Origin of the sequence: Candidatus Mancarchaeum acidiphilum (genome assembly GCF_002214165.1) — an archaeon.
Taxonomy (GTDB): Archaea; Micrarchaeota; Micrarchaeia; order Micrarchaeales; family Micrarchaeaceae; genus Mancarchaeum; species Mancarchaeum acidiphilum.
Genome location: NZ_CP019964.1, coordinates 420808 through 436287 on the forward strand (window position 1 = coordinate 420808; position 15480 = coordinate 436287).

The 15480-nt window shown below is 35.6% G+C and carries 16 protein-coding genes; 5 read left to right on the forward strand and 11 right to left on the reverse strand.

All coding sequences use genetic code 11. The annotated features are described in order from the left end of the window. The first annotated feature begins 126 nt into the window (after positions 1–126). Positions 127–783 (forward strand): hypothetical protein, encoded by a 657-nt coding sequence (locus Mia14_RS02255; RefSeq protein WP_088819980.1) that lies wholly within the window; start codon positions 127–129, stop codon positions 781–783. 3 nt (positions 784–786) lie between these two features. Here Mia14_RS02255 and Mia14_RS02260 read toward each other — a convergent pair whose 3' ends face one another. The 5 genes from Mia14_RS02260 to Mia14_RS02280 all read right to left on the reverse strand — a co-directional run bounded on the left by Mia14_RS02260 (position 787) and on the right by Mia14_RS02280 (position 5659). Then, positions 787–1503, reverse strand: coding sequence for a hypothetical protein (locus Mia14_RS02260; protein WP_088819982.1), 717 nt, complete (start codon positions 1501–1503; stop codon positions 787–789). A 195-nt stretch (positions 1504–1698) separates the two neighbouring features. After that, the gene (locus Mia14_RS02265; protein ID WP_124216881.1) at positions 1699–2184 is read right to left on the reverse strand and encodes a hypothetical protein; all 486 of its coding nucleotides are present in this window, start codon (positions 2182–2184) and stop codon (positions 1699–1701) included. A 686-nt stretch (positions 2185–2870) separates the two neighbouring features. Further along, positions 2871–3224, reverse strand: coding sequence for a type II toxin-antitoxin system RelE/ParE family toxin (locus tag Mia14_RS02270; protein WP_088819985.1), 354 nt, complete (start codon positions 3222–3224; stop codon positions 2871–2873). Then, the gene (locus Mia14_RS02275; protein ID WP_088819987.1) at positions 3221–3499 is read right to left on the reverse strand and encodes a hypothetical protein; all 279 of its coding nucleotides are present in this window, start codon (positions 3497–3499) and stop codon (positions 3221–3223) included. The genes Mia14_RS02270 and Mia14_RS02275 overlap by 4 nt, the downstream gene beginning before the upstream one ends. Before the next feature lie 252 nt (positions 3500–3751). Beyond that, positions 3752–5659, reverse strand: a complete 1908-nt coding sequence (locus Mia14_RS02280) for a PEP/pyruvate-binding domain-containing protein (RefSeq protein WP_198539395.1) — start codon at positions 5657–5659, stop codon at positions 3752–3754. Between the two features lie 116 nt (positions 5660–5775). Here Mia14_RS02280 and Mia14_RS02285 point away from each other — a divergent pair, with 116 nt between their 5' ends. Next, entirely contained in the window at positions 5776–6255 is a 480-nt protein-coding gene (locus Mia14_RS02285; RefSeq protein WP_088819990.1) for a PEP/pyruvate-binding domain-containing protein, read from the forward strand. On the opposite strand, the gene Mia14_RS02290 is transcribed toward Mia14_RS02285, so the two are convergent. Further along, positions 6155–7336, reverse strand: coding sequence for a Fic family protein (locus tag Mia14_RS02290; RefSeq protein ID WP_088819992.1), 1182 nt, complete (start codon positions 7334–7336; stop codon positions 6155–6157). The two genes, Mia14_RS02285 and Mia14_RS02290, sit on opposite strands and share 101 nt — an antisense overlap. A 285-nt stretch (positions 7337–7621) precedes the next feature. Between Mia14_RS02290 and Mia14_RS02295 the strand changes: the two genes are divergently transcribed. Beyond that, positions 7622–7849 (forward strand): hypothetical protein, encoded by a 228-nt coding sequence (locus Mia14_RS02295; protein ID WP_088819994.1) that lies wholly within the window; start codon positions 7622–7624, stop codon positions 7847–7849. Beyond that, positions 7846–8262: a type II toxin-antitoxin system VapC family toxin gene (locus tag Mia14_RS02300; protein WP_088819996.1), complete on the forward strand. Its 417-nt coding sequence runs from the start codon at positions 7846–7848 to the stop codon at positions 8260–8262. Before Mia14_RS02295 ends, Mia14_RS02300 begins: the two co-directional genes overlap by 4 nt. Positions 8263–8696: 434 nt before the next feature. Here Mia14_RS02300 and Mia14_RS02305 read toward each other — a convergent pair whose 3' ends face one another. The 5 genes from Mia14_RS02305 to Mia14_RS02325 all read right to left on the reverse strand — a co-directional run bounded on the left by Mia14_RS02305 (position 8697) and on the right by Mia14_RS02325 (position 13845). Beyond that, positions 8697–9485 carry a nucleotidyl transferase AbiEii/AbiGii toxin family protein gene (locus tag Mia14_RS02305; RefSeq protein WP_088819997.1) on the reverse strand — a complete coding sequence of 263 codons (789 nt, stop codon included), beginning with the start codon at positions 9483–9485 and terminating at the stop codon, positions 8697–8699. Position 9486: 1 nt separating this feature from the next. After that, entirely contained in the window at positions 9487–10104 is a 618-nt protein-coding gene (locus Mia14_RS02310) for a type IV toxin-antitoxin system AbiEi family antitoxin domain-containing protein (protein WP_088819999.1), read from the reverse strand. 192 nt (positions 10105–10296) lie between these two features. Continuing rightward, a complete protein-coding gene (locus Mia14_RS02315; RefSeq protein WP_088820001.1) occupies positions 10297–11331 on the reverse strand; it encodes a queuosine salvage family protein in 1035 nt (344 codons plus the stop codon). A gap of 363 nt (positions 11332–11694) precedes the next feature. Then, positions 11695–12909, reverse strand: coding sequence for a S41 family peptidase (locus tag Mia14_RS02320; RefSeq protein WP_088820002.1), 1215 nt, complete (start codon positions 12907–12909; stop codon positions 11695–11697). A gap of 39 nt (positions 12910–12948) precedes the next feature. Then, a complete protein-coding gene (locus Mia14_RS02325; protein WP_088820004.1) occupies positions 12949–13845 on the reverse strand; it encodes a hypothetical protein in 897 nt (298 codons plus the stop codon). Between the two features lie 173 nt (positions 13846–14018). Between Mia14_RS02325 and Mia14_RS02330 the strand changes: the two genes are divergently transcribed. After that, positions 14019–15428: a glycosyltransferase gene (locus tag Mia14_RS02330; RefSeq protein WP_157891434.1), complete on the forward strand. Its 1410-nt coding sequence runs from the start codon at positions 14019–14021 to the stop codon at positions 15426–15428. The last annotated feature ends 52 nt before the right edge of the window (positions 15429–15480 follow it).

The following is a 15480-nucleotide window of genomic DNA, read 5'->3' on the forward strand; positions in this document are numbered from 1 at the left end:
ATTTTTGGCAACAATATATCGTTTATCATATCAGATATAATTTTATTTTCCTCTTCATTGAATCTGACTGATGAAGATTGCCATTCAGGTGCAATATGTAATTTTGGCGTTCATTTCTATCAGGGAATGTCTTACCACGAGGTATATCCTCCGCCCTCATCAATACTAGAAACCCCAAACAGCGCAACACCGCCAACCCCAAATACCGCTTATCAAACATTAAATTCAACTCTATACGTATTTTCCCCACAAAACATAGTATTAAATTATAGTTATTACATACCTATATATGTCGGAGGAAATGCTAATTATAGCGGCTATTGCGATGGCGGATATTATAATGCTTCATATAGCACATTAAATAGCTCCTTAGAAAATGCGGGTTCTGGAATAAAAGATAATGTTTATAACGTTAGTTGTTATGATCCAGATCTTGACCTTAACATAACTGGCAAAGGTCACTCCATATTAAACGTGGACTGGTTCAACGTTAAAAGCGAATCATCCACATTTATAGTAACCGATTCGCCTGTAGAATATACCGAAACAAAAATTATAGATACACCGTCTTATGATGAAGTACCTGGAGACCAACCAGTAAATTACACTTATTATAATCTTTATAATAGCCCAGATCGTTTCACCAACAACCCGCTTATAGCCGATGATGGGTCAAGTCTTGAAAATCCGTTTCAAAATGGATATACAATAACAGCATTATATCCATCATCATCTTCTGTTAATGGATATGTATTTTATGAGTATGATAAAAATCCAAAATAATAATTAACGAGCAGGGAACAGAATTTCTGTGCCATTATAATATATACCAATTACTCCAGAGATGCCTTTATTAAATATTGTATTGTTTGCATCAAGAATGTTTATTGCAGTAGAATTTGGTATTCCGGTTGCTTGAGTTAAATACCACGATACATCTGCTCTATCTATTGTTTCTGATTGGACTTTATATGGAATTTGTAATGTACTGTTATTATAATTAGAATCTACAAATTCAACATAAACGACTTTACCAAGAAGTGATGGTAAATAACTTGAACCATTAAAATACTCATCTGAAATATTTTCATATGTTGGAACATAGAAACCACCATATTTTATAACATAAACACTTGACCCTTGAACTGAAAATTCTTCTTCTGCACTCATTTCTATTGCTTTATTTGAGGAATTTCCAGTGAAAAGTATCAATTTCTTTATTGTTTCATTATATTTCTTTGTTATGTTCTCAGCAAAAGCATATTGAGATTTATATTCTGCATTAGGGTTATTGCCTAATAAATTATTTATTATTTGTGAAGGAGGTGCTGTTTTACTTGTTGAGTTGGTTGTTGTTGGTGTAGAGCATCCTAACGCTTTGCCAACACCCGGACTTACACTATTAACTAAACTACAAGTCATTAGTTTATCATAATAATAGACTATTGAAAACACGATTACCATAACCATTATAATTCCTATAATCTTTCCTAATATTCCCATGTTTGTCACCTAAATTTAGGAAATTACATTCATAAACACTTATGTATACTAATAGATTAGGACTTTTCACCTTTTTATATTTATAATTTAAAAAAGCAGCGTATAGTCTGCACCAGAAAAGACAAACTTGCTTTAATCAAAGATTATCTACATAAAGCCTGCTGTTTAGCTATACTTTAGTCTTTCATTCTTTTATTAATTTAAGTATACAAGTTGAATAATTCTTATTAACTTATTTATATTTGTTCGTTTAAAAGGATAATTAGAAGGGAAGGAGCCTCCTGCCAATGGAGCACCACCTGGAGTTCCAGGATTAAGTATTGTGGTGAATGGTCTTACGAGGCTACCTACTGTGGAGACGATATCTCCTAAATATTGCAAGGGTGTAACACCAGATGAGGAAGTTTGAGTTGTATTTGTATATAGTGTTAATGGTGATTGCATTATTGCCTTTCTTATTCCTTCATTTGATGAACCAAGAGGAAGCTCTCCAAGTTGCCCGTTATACTGCCCTGCCGTTCCTTGCATGGATATGTCTAACGGTCTACTACTCATTGAGATACCTGTATTATCATATAAGGAAGAATAAAGATTCTGTGGAGATGTCAACAGATAATAAGTGACTGCAGGTGTAGATGAAGTTGATTTTGTAAAGTTCCATCCTTCTGGATGTTCTTTCATAATCTCGCTGCAATATATTGAAACATAATGCTTTAATATATATCATTATTTTTTTATATAATAAATTTTAGTAATTGCTTATTCAAGTAATTTAACATATAGCATTTTGTAGCACACTAAATGAAGCATTGGCTATTGTTCCAATCTTCAAACCTGATAACTGCTGCAAATCTCCCTTTCAAATACGCTTGGCAACAAGCTTCCAATTTTATCCTCTATGCTATATACAATACATGATTCCGGTTGTACTTTAGCTTCCGGTGCAATTCCTTAAGCAGGCATAGGGTAGGCGGCATTGCGGCCTATAAAGCTTTATCTTAGTACTTATAAAGGTTAAGCTGGGCTATGCAAGTACATATCTATTGCAGCAGGATGCCTTTTTGCTAATTCCATAAAGGCTTATCATTATTGGCTTGTGACATATGGATAAAGCGGGCTTTGCAGCTACCATCAAGCATTTTGTATAAAAAGTTCAGCAATTATAATGAACAATAATGAAAAATAACTAAAGGATCTATCATTTATTTTGACTCTGGGGCAAAAGCCAACAGATAATGAAGATTTAAAATTAGTATCTTCATCTGCAGCATTGCTTATGTCATCCAGCATCCGATATTAATCTTGATTTACCACTCATTTTCTTATCAGAAATATACTTTAAAGAATCAAATGTAGATTACAAATCCTTATTTCCTATTATACCCAAACTTTTTATCATATTCATCATGATCTATTATATCAAGTATAAATGCAATTACAATTACTTCTGTTTGATCATCTGTAAGAGTATATAGCATACGCCAAAAATTAGATAGCTCAATGCGAAATAAATTTGTAATATCATATTTTATAGCATACTCTTTAGGTATAAGTTTCTTGGCTATAGGATCTCCATAATGGGGGTTTATTTTAATCAAATCTATTTTCTTTTTTATTGAATTAAGTATGCTTTTATCTATTTTGGAATTTTTTGCCAGTTTATTAAGTTCTTTATAAGCTGCCTCTGCTTCAGGAGAAAGAATAACCTTTATAGGTTTCATAATTCAGGGCCATTTTTAATAGAATCCTGTAGTTTCTTATTCGAATTGTGTATCCATGTTATTCCTTTTATCGTTACTAAAATCTTTCCACTTTCTTCAAGATATTCAAGGATAACCATAAGGGTTCTATGATTTACCTGTTTTGGCAGTAAACGCTTTATTTCTGGTATTGTAATAATTGAATTTTCTGAGTTTTTTATAACGGATTCTACCATCAGAACTGTGTTTAATGTAGGAGAATGTGTTAATTTTTCCATTGTTTCATTTTCTGACATATTAATCACTAATATTTATATATATGCATATTTAAATATAAATATGTATTAATTAGTTACATAATAGTTACATTTATAAAACTCATTTAAATCTCTTTGTTTATTATTTACAAAATTTTATTTAGCTGTCTGAAATAGCATATTTACATTTATTTTTCATATATAATTATAGATATTTGGAGCACCCCGGAATTTCGGACGAGGTATGCTCCGCCTAGCAGAATTTCGTCGCGAATTTCCTTCTAAGGGCTTTCAACCAAAATTAGATTTTGTTATCTCCCCGTACTTTTTATTCCCTATTTTTTTCTTTAATTCCGACGCTGCCTGCTCTTCGAGATCCATCATTGAATAATCTGCGTTTTCATCCGCTGCATTGCTTATATCATCGAGCATTGAGATTAGCTCCTTCCTAAGGCCTATTAGCTTGCCTTTGCCCGTATCGCTAAAACCATTGTACAACTCCGCATCGGATATTAAGCCGGATCTAGCACTCATCTCCCTGCCAAAGATGTATTCCGCATAATCAAATGCGGAGTTCCTTATGGCATTGAAGAAGATGTAAGCCTTTACCGAATCTATATACGTATTGATGAGCTCGCTTAAATCCTTAGACCTCTTGTAATTGCTATATGATGCCTTGGCACTTTCATAATGCTTGGCCATATTGCTCTTTGCTTCATTGTAAGCTGACCTAAATTTGGCGGAATTTCTTTCGTCCAATGCCTTGACGAATGCTTCCTTGAAACGCTTTATGCCATCGACCTTCGCATTGATGCTCCTGAATAGCAGCCAATATGAGGTATAAACATCTGAGGGTCCGGATAGTTTTATAAGATTCGGTAAGCCTTTATTAAATGCCTCTTCGATACTTCTGTCGTCATCCAAATACAATATTGCAAATCTGCCTGATCTCCTAATCAAACCATTAGCTTCATTAAGGTATTCTATGTTCTTTATGCCCTTGTGGATCCATTTGAATGTTCTGGGGGCTGTATTCATTATTTGGGCAAGCCTTCCATCATTGCCTTTCACCTTGATCACTCCTGTGCTGCCATCCATATATACCTCTTTTGAATTAAGCAGCTTGCCAAAATCATTCACTCCTGTAATGTACGGTATTTTAAGCTCCCTTGCGAGTATGCTCACATGGGACAGCATCCCATCATACCTTGAGATTATGCCTGCCACATTCTTATTATCCAAGTATTTGATATCGCCTAATTCCACTTCCTCCTTTATAATTATAACAGGGCTTTCGGGTATGTTCCTTATATCTTCCCACGGAATGCCTTTGCCTATCCCGGCAGATACAGGTATATCGCCCATATTATCCTCAAACTTAAGCTTAGGCAAATCGGATGTTATCGGCCTTGACTGCAGGATAAAAATATCGTTTCCTTTTATGCACCATTCAACATCTTGCGGGGAATTGAATATCCTGTATATCTTTATGGCTTCTTTTACAAGCTTGTGTATCTCGCTGCTGAGCAATTTCCTGGAATAGGAAACCTCCATAGGCAGCTTCCTATCGTGTCCTTTGACGTTGGCATACAACTGGAAATTCACGGTTATGCCTGGAGTTGATTTCTTTTTGGTTAAATCTATTTTATACAAGTCTCCAACTTCCTTTCCGGAGACAAACCTCTCTCCTTGGCCTATTATCGCATTTATTATTACAGCATCTTTGGTTACGAAAAGGACACCCGATTTCTCCGAGTCTATCTGCTTCTGTATCACTACTGCCATCTTTGGATGTTCGCTGCTGTATCCAAAATCTTTTATCCTGTAAAGGGATGCGTAAACATCTTTTACGGATTTTGGCAAATTCCCTTTGGTTACGAAAAGATCCGTTTTGAACTTTCCTGCATAACTGTATTTTGATGAATCCTCCACCGTTGCCGAACTCCTGACTGCGACCTTTCCCTTCTTTATGTATTTAGAATATGATTCCATTACTTCATTAATTATTTCCTTTGGCAATTCTATATTTGTTTTAGATCTTTGGTTAGCTTTTATATAGGAATCAAATGCGTTTGCATTTAGTATAAAAAATTCCGGTACTCTTATGCCTTCTTTCTTAAGCTTTAGCAATGAGTATCCTTTTCCGCCAACAATATTGGGATTCAGGGCCCCTTCAGAAATTATGTATTGGCTTTTCATAGAGAACATTAATATATTATATAAAAGTTTATTAATTTTAACCTTGAAGAATTTTTATATTCTCTAACGGTATATGTAAATAAATTTGTAATTTATAAAAATAAAGGATTGATAAAATGGGCAAGCTTAATGCCTCTGAAAATATAGACTACATCAAGCCTTTGAACAGTTATGCTGAACCAAATGAGGTTGGAGGAAAGGCCTATAACCTTATGAAACTTTCTCATGCTCATTATAATACTGTAGTGGGATTTGCCATAACCACAGAAGTATATAGGTATTGGAAGAAAAACGGGAAATTGCCAAAAGAGTTCTTCGATAAACTTAATGAATACCTGAAATGGTTCAGTTACGGTATGAAATTCCCTGTTATAGTAAGGAGTTCAGCTACAGTAGAAGATGCCAAAAAAGCAAGCTTTGCAGGATTATTCGCCTCCTATCCTAATGCAAACTCAATATTAGATAGGGTATTATTTACAGATTCAAATACAGCAACTATTTATATTGTTCTTTATATATCTCCCTTATCCCTTTTGCAACAAACAGCTGATTCCTTGCCTTGCCTGTTTCTAATGGCTGTATTACACCTTCCTTGATAAGGTTATCAATAGCTCTTTTTGCAGTTGGATAGGTAACATTTAGTATGTGTGATGTCGTATTTGCACTTATGATATAGGAAGCGAACAGCTGCTGAAAAAGTACATATGTTGACTTGCTGTACTTTTCTTCTATATCCTTGCCTTTCTCATTATAATACTGGCTTAATTTGCTTATCTTGTCCAATACTATTTTAGATTGCGATATCGCTCCGATTAAAAAGAATTTTAGCCATTCTGAATAAGTTGAATTTTTGCTTATATCCCTGAGAAGCGAATAATATGCACTTCTGTTCTTCTCAAAGTAATCGCTCATATATAATAATGGGAGCTTTAAGGCCTTATTCTTTATCAGGTAAAGTATCAGCAAAAGCCTGCCTATCCTTCCATTGCCATCCAAAAATGGATGTATCGCTTCAAATTGGTAGTGCATAAGTGCAATTTTAACCAATATGGGATCATTGCTGCTATCCATATAATCAAGCATATTGGCAAGCAGCTCTTTTACCCTCTCTGGAGGTGGCGGTATGTAGGTTGCGTACTCTATGCCTATAGCGTTTTGATAATGCGAAATATAGTTCTGCACTTCCCTTATAGATCCTGGCTTTGCTTTCTCACCCCTGACATGCTGCAGCAGTATTGAATGCAGTTTGGTTATCAGCTGCAAATCTATAGGTATTTGCTCGTTCATAAGGTTTATTCCTATTTCCTGGGCTTTTATATAATTCCTAACTTCCAATATGTCATTCCTTTTCTCTTCGTCCAATATCTTTTGGCCTGCCTGCTCCTTGAACATGTCATCAAGGTTGCTCAAAGTGCCTTCTATCCTTGAGCTTTCAACAGCCTCGTTTTCAAGCTGCGGCCTTATGAACAGGTTTACATTATTGTGCAATACCTTATTTAGCTCAATTCCCGCACCATCCAATCTACCAAGCCAAGTGCTGGCCTCCGATAGTAATCTCAATAGTTCATTATCGTAATCTATCTTTACTGGAAGATTATCAGGTACGAATGTATAATATTGATTAGCACTATCGGGAAGAAGCTTGCCAGAAGGATTTTTAAATTCTTCAATATCCATTTTATCATTTAACTTTTAAAATAAAACCTTTAAAATCTTTCTTTTTTATTAAAGTTTTTAAGTATTTCCTTTAATAAGTATTGCATTTATTAAAGATTTTCTCAATTTTCTTTAATAACTGATGTTCTTGTTAAAGGTTTCTTTAATAACTAAGGGCTTTATTAAAGATTTTCCAACATTTTGGAAATCTATTGTTCTTCCAATTTAGAATAAGCAGATGATCTACTTAATGTATACATACGTAATACATAAATATATTTTTGGTATACATAATACCGTGAGCAAATGACAGAGGATACTGCAATTATAACAGTGAGAGTGCCTAAAAAAGTAAAAATTGCCATGAATAAAGCAAACATAAATATCAGTAAAGAGATTAGGGATTACTTAGAGGCAAAAACAAGGTCTCTTGAATTATATGCCTTACTTCCAGAAATCTCTAAAAGAGCAAAAAATAGGAAAGTGACACTAAATAGCACTAGAATAATAAGAAAATATCGTGATTCCAGATGATGGTATTGGATGCCTCTGCAATTGTAAAACTAATTATAAATGAATCTGAATCTGATTTTGTAAGGAAAAAAGTTGTATCAGAAGCAAAGAAAAGTGAACCTATTTATACACCAGATATCGCTTTGGCCGAATCTTTAAATGTCATATGGAAGTATTCCAGCTTAAAAAGCCAAAATAACATCAATCAATATAAATTATTATCAGATCTGATGCTCTTATGGAATACCTTAACCGTTGTAAATACAGCTACATTAGCCTCTTTAGCTATGAAAATTGCGGTAGATAATAAAATAACAATTTATGATGCATTATACGCAGCATTGAGTAAATTGGAAAATGCTCCTTTATTAACTTTTGACAAATACCTTAAAAGCAAAGCAACTGATATAGAAATAAAAGTAGTTACAATATGAATCTTAATAGGTTATTTTTATTTTGAAGATGATTACAACTGAAATTCCAAACTTTTATAGTCCTCTATTAGCCATTTCCATATTGGGACTAACTTTATTTTCCTTTTTATGCTTGTTGTATCCTCTATATATCATTTTATTATAATTAAATTTCCACAATTCTGCTCAATGCTGGCTTTTACCAATGAATTGGTTTCCCTTTCTTTAATCTCATCGATTGACGATGCATAAGTTACCTGTATCAATGAATTCGTTTTGTCCTATTTCCTTAATAAGAAATCTATCTCCATGTTTGGTGCACTCTTCCAATATATCCGAAACGATAACTGTATCAGGCCTTTTCTTTAATATTTCTTATTATTACTAACTTTTAATTATTTTATAATTATTAAATAATATTAAATAATTAATTAATATTTTAATTTAAAACATTATTATTTTAAAAGCGCTAGCAGGTAGCTTTTGACTTCGTTGTAATCTGGCGGGTTCCTTACCAGCCTGGACATTTCAGAATCCCACACCTTTCCTACAATCTCTATTTTCTCTTTCAATCTCTCTAATGAAAATTCTTCATTATCTGTCCTGCCATAAAGTTGCATCTTTTTGCCGACAAGTTCAAGATTTGGCTTGGTATCGTATTTCCTGCACAGTATCCACGAATCGTACATATCCCTAGCTACCGGCTCCGTTCTCTCCATCAATGCTTTTATCTTGTCCGCCAACAGCTCGTTAACATCGAGCGAATTGATTATATAGGAAGGTATATCAGAATATATAGGCATCCTTGGCATATGCTTAACATCCATCATAGGTCTTTCAAATAGATTCATATCTAAACCCAATGTTTGCACTGATTGCGGATTATTGGATATTGCATATAAAGGGCCCTTTATTTTAATCGTGTATTTTAACATATTCTTGTATTTTTCAACTTTGAAATTTGCGTTGTACTGTAAGTTAATGCCTTTTATTGCCCTATTTATTAATTTTTTGATAACCTCAACTTCAGTAGGATTTTGTAATATGAAATCAAGGTCCTCTGAAAACCTTCCAGAGCCATACAATTTGGATATTGCCGTTCCTCCTCTAAATATTATATTTGTTGACCTATTGAATATTTGATATAGCATAAGCTCCTGTAAATAGTCTTTTTCGGCATCTTGTGTTTTAGGGAATCCGAGCCTATCCGCATAGGCCCTCCATTCTTTTGTCTCGTCTATCATATTATGACCTAAATTTGATTTCTTTTACTTCTTTTTCAATTTTATTTATCTTTTCTTTTAGGTCCTTTGAGCCTATCCTCTTTATATATGATGAAAGCCTGCCTTTTTCAAGGATCCTTGATTCTTTTGCGTTTTCGTATGCTTCTTCTATATACGGAATCGGTAAATTGCCTATCAAAATTGCATCTATGATCGCTTTCTCAACATATGCCACGAATGTGCCATCCTCTTTTGAGCGGTAGAACCCGAACATAAGCCTTCTTGGTATTTTGGTAAATATTATATTGTAACCTCCTATGCTAATGCCATTGCTATGCCTTGCATCTGTCAATATATCAATTGCCGACAGGTTCTGCGTCGTTATCCCATAGTACTTGAACGCAGACATCATGCTAACATATGAAGGGTATATTATATTGGATGCCACTGCATAAGGATTAGCATCTTTAAGATAATACTTGCCTTTTTCAATTCTTGAAATCTCTCCTCTATTTAACAATCTTGACAGGTAAAGCGATGTATATTTGATATCTTTATTCACAATCATTGAAGCTTCCTTAGTACTAAAAACAGGGATATTTAATGACTTTATCTCCTTTATAAATTGTAATTGATTCATTTTATCAACAATTATATATTATATTATTTATGCATCAAATAAATATATAAATAGTTGATTTATTTCTATCAAAAATGATAGAAATAATATTATTTTTATGAAGAAAGCTTTGTTTAGATATGAAAATTAAACATTTTGTTATCTCTCCACTGATAAAGTCAACTTCATCCAAGAGAATAAAGTTATTTTTACTCAGTACGCAGTGGTTATAGTAAGATGGTGGTTTGCAGTTTTTATTTGCCTTCCTGCGGACCAGAGCAGATAGTCTATACCAAGCTGGTTTATCTTTGAACTCTTGTTAAAGCGCTTTATTTCTTCCTCAATACGATCTGCAGCTAGTATAGTAGCAGCACGCAGCTCTACCTCCTCTTTGCTTCCACTTTTAAGAAGCACTCCATTGTTTATATCATTGCTCAAACTCTCATTATAATTTAATATACCTATTGAGTTGAGTACCTTTGGCAGCTCGTAATCTGCGAACACTGAAAGCTTCTCTTCTTCTCCTTGCTTAAATATATTTTTTCCAAGCCCTAAAAACTTTTCAAAGGTCATTGCAGCTGTAAGTTGTGCTCTCTTATCAAATTTTATCTTTATTTCTTTGTAATCGCTTTCATCTCTGAAAGATGGAAAATCAGAAACGAGTAATTCAACAAATCCTTTGCCGTTATCAAACATCATTTCCTTACCCAATTCATAACCTTTTAATATATTGTAAAATTTACCATCATATTTCTTGCATAATACATTTCCTACTTCATTGAGTATATCAAGTCTCTCTTGCAGCATTGGTATTTTTGACTTGGAGTTGTAAATTTCTTCTAATTCTTTGTAGGATATAGTTGAGAGGAATTCGCCATCAAGCAATGGTACACCTCTTTCTATAGCCTTTTTAATGGATGCCCACATACCCATAGCACCAACATAATCACTACCTTTGTACTCTGCAACGTATTTTTGCTTTGTTATAAAATCAGTAAATGCGAAATTCTGTGTATTACCTAATATTATGAAACTAATTGTAGCTTTATTCGCCTTTTCAGGGAAAACAGGTAGGTCCCATTTTGGCAATGAAACTTTAGAAAAGGCGTTATTCTTTGCAAAATCCAATAAAGCTTTATTATTTATACTTACATATTCGGCTACATTCATTATCTTTTCTGCATCCTTGTTAAGCTCTTCTCTGAAAGCACCCTTTTTAAATTCGATCCTTTTTTCCTTGCTAACCATATATTCACCAAAACTTTCAATATGCACCAAATAAAATCTTATCTATTATTAATTTATCAGTTAGTATTAAAAATTAATGTTAAATGTTTTTTAATTTTAAATTTATTTTGTCCTATTTCTTAATAAGTGATTTTCCTATATGCTAAATGAATTTTTCCAATACATTAAAATGATAAGTATCAAGCCTTTTCTTTAATAATTCTTTACTATCATTAAATCTTTTTCAATTCTATTTAGTAGATATTAACTGATAAATTTTATAAATCAATTAAAGGCAAAGCGACTAACATAAGAATGTAGGTAACCAAAGCATGGGTTTTAATAAATTATTTTTATTTAAAGGATTATAAATAAGACAATATATCACTTTCCCCTTATTATCCGGATAGCTTTATCCAATACGGGATCTTTTCCATCTCTTATATCTTTAAGTGTTGGATATACAACGATATCCGGCTTTATGCCAATCCCTTCAAATTCGCTTCCGTCAGGTAGCCAGCACCTGTAAGCGCCTATTGTTACCCTTATATCGCCAAATTCAAGTGGGTAAGGCTCTCCAGTAGTCCCCGCAGTGGTCGAACCTATAATCACGGCTCTCTTGCTCATCTTGAATGGCATAAGGAAGTTCTCAGCCGCGGAGATAGTTCCGTGATCCATAAGCATGAACAGTCGCCCCTTATAATGATTCGCGGAAGGCTTGTAATGCTCCTGCCTTTCGTAAGCATATTCGTGGGATTTCAGCTTCTTTCCTGAATATGTGCTTTCTATCACATCCTTCGTGCTATTCTGCTTCGTGTAAGCGAATATCTCGCCTTCCCACTCCCTGTCCATAAGCAGCCTCATCAGCCTTCTCGGTGTGGAGCCGCCGTTATTGCCCCTTACGTCTATTATCAGCGATTCGCAGTCCATCATGCCCTTTACCGCTTTTATTGCCTCCGCTTCCGAATTAATGCCATCCTCGGTACAGAAGTCTTTTATCCGCAAGTATCCGATATTCTCATCAATCCTTGAATGGCTTATCCTCTTCCTTTTTAATAGCTCCCTTGGATAACTCCGCTTTTTTACTTCTATTGCTTTTCCATTTCCAAGCCCAACCTTAAAGCTTTCCGGAAAGTATATCGGCCAGAATAAATCGTTGCGCCTCATCCTTTCGCTTGAGCCATAGATATGCTTGCTCAAACGCTTGTAAAACCTTTCCACAGGGATTCCATCAACGGACTTTATTGTATCTCCAGGCACGATTCCCGCGACAACGCTCCAATGTACTACCCATTTCCTCAGCCTGTCATGGTAGAATGCTAAAAATCCTATGTGCTTTGAGCCTAATATGTCATCGAAGTACATAGAGTGCCCATTATTGAGGTCCGCGATTAGTTTTGACATTGCCATGAAAAGGCGATGCCGATCCTTGGCCTCAATGACCTTGTTTATATACCTGTCGTAAAGCTCGTCCGTATCCTTGAATGAAACCCCTTCCCAGTGCCCAAAATACCTGTCTATCGCATATAGGGTCTTTGAGAAAATTTTGATCCTTTCCTTGAGTGGAATTTCCGATAATGCCGTTTTGCTCTTTGCCATGGATTTGCCCCGATTATTTGCTTATTTGTCTAATGCCTTTTATTTTGTTGCGAATTCATCTCCCTGTATTGAGCCAACGCTCTTGCAGTACGCCTCGTCCGTATCGATTACGCTTGAATTCGTAGAGTATTCGCATATGATTGATCTTGCGTTAAGCAGCACCTGTATTGATGTGTACTTTGAAGTTGGATAGTTGGTGGTCTGGTAGTTTATCGAATTAGGTATGCCGCTTCTACTGTTGTAATGCACTTCCGTCCATAAGCTGGTAGGCGTATCCTCTGTGCCATTCTGCATAAGCCCTAGGTAGCTGTTGGAGTAAAGGAAGTTCTCCGTCTGCCCGTCTTTGAGGTTCGTGACGCTGAATATTGCCCCGGTGCCGTTTATTATATGGATGTGGAGCTCGAAATGCTGGGCAGTCCCTTCCGTATTCGGTATAATCTTTACGTGATTGTTTACCATCTGGTTATCGTTCCATATCTGCTCGTCTATATAATATGAATCGTTGTAATTTGCCATCTTATTCCTTGTTATGCAGTCCTGCAGCCAGTATCCATTCGAATAGCCGTTCAGGCAGATTGCTATGTCAGAATTTGAAAGGTTGATTGAGAAATTTTTTATCGTGATATAGCTTGTCAAGTTATATGTTTTATTTGGAACTGTTATCCTTCTGTCCATCAGAAGGTATTTTGAGAATTGCCCTCCCTCCTCATATAGCACTCTTGGCGTATTCACTATGCAGGAATAATTGTACTGGCCGCACATGAAATTCGTTATTCCTAGCATATTGTTGGCATCGTCCATAAATGAGAATACGGGCCTTGCCGCCGTAAATGCCGTAGATTGGTCAATCAAGTAATAATATATCTGGGTAGGGTACATTAGGAGCATCACAAATGCAAATGCAACTATTATCGCAAACCATCCTTGCCATCCCATAAAATACCAATTTGCATGAGGATTTTAATTTTAAATAACTTTTTATTTTTGATGGATTTTGTTGCAGCTTGTAATGACCTAATATACTGGTTATTAGACAAAAAACGAACATATTTATATTCATGCTCCCATTTTTTACTAAAATTCTGTATCTCATTTTTAACGTGACTAACATGATAACAACGATAGACGATATTGTAGCAGCATATAATGTGGCATGGGCATCGGTAAATACTTACAACCTCTATCCAATGCTTAGGAGCAGTAAGGCAACGGATGACCCTACTGAGAAGGAACTTAACACATTCAGGAAGGAATACTGGGGAAAGCTCGATAAAATGACCATACTCGTGCCTGCATATAAAGAGCAAAAGACGTTATATTCATGCGTAAAAGCAATAAACGAATCCAGTTATCCAAAGAGCAAGCTGGAAGTGATCATCCTATTGGAGAAGGATGACACAAGCACTATAGAAGTAGCCAACAGGATAGCTTCAAAATTCAAGAACGTCAAAAGCATCGTGGTTGAAGATGAAGTAAATAAAAAAGGAAAGCCACGAGCTCTTAACTACGGCTTGAAGATGGCAACAGGGGATGTTATAGGAATCCTTGATGCTGAAGATATGGTATCGAAAGACGCATTCATAAGGACTGCGTATATGATGCAGAATAAGGATTACGGTGTTGTCCAAGGAATACTTGACATGGTAAACGAGGGTGATGGATGGAAGAACCTTATGCTTAGGGCGGAGTATGGCTACTGGTTTAACACGTATCTTAAAGCCCTTAAAAGGGCGGACTATCCTTTGCCTTTCGGAGGCACGACCAACTTCTTTAGGAAGGACACCCTCCAAAAGCTAGGAGGGTGGGACTCCAATAACCTGACTGAGGATTTTGAGCTTGGGATGAAGATATTTGCAAATAATTCCAAGATAAGGGAGAATGTTAGGAAGAATGCAGGCAAGTTGAATACTAACGGAAATGCTTCCTCGGAGGATCCTATAAAGCTCGGCATTATCAGGTCGGTAACAAGGGAGGAATCACCCCCCACGATGAAAGGATGGATGAGGCAGAGGACAAGATGGCAGCAGGGAAAGATACAGACCCTTCGCAAGGAGATGAATGACGACCAATTGAGCCTAAGGACAAAAGCGCATATATTCTTTTCATCTGTCCAGCCCCACATCTCTGTCATAAACCTTACAGGAATAGGGATAAGTGTATATGCTTATCTCGACAAAGCCCTCAGCCTTCCTGTTGAGATAGTAGCAGGCTTCAATGCTGTTATGGTTGCATTCTATGCAACGATGAATGCGGCAGGCTACCTTTGGGTTACAAAGCCGGAAAAGGAGACCATAAAGTACAGGCATCTTAAGGCGGTTGTTACGGCTGTCACACTTCCCGCTTACTGGGCTATGCAGTGGGTTGCTGACATGAAAGCGCTTAAGCTTGAGTACATTGACAAATCCAATGTATGGTACAAGACGGAGCATTTCGGAAGGCACATAGATGATAGGCAATTGGAGAAGACACTTGCAGAGGATATGCATCCCGCAACCGTAAACAATTCGGATAATAAGTAAATGCAATATTTCATTTTGTGTTCTTGAATTTTGAAACCAGAAGTAAATTCTG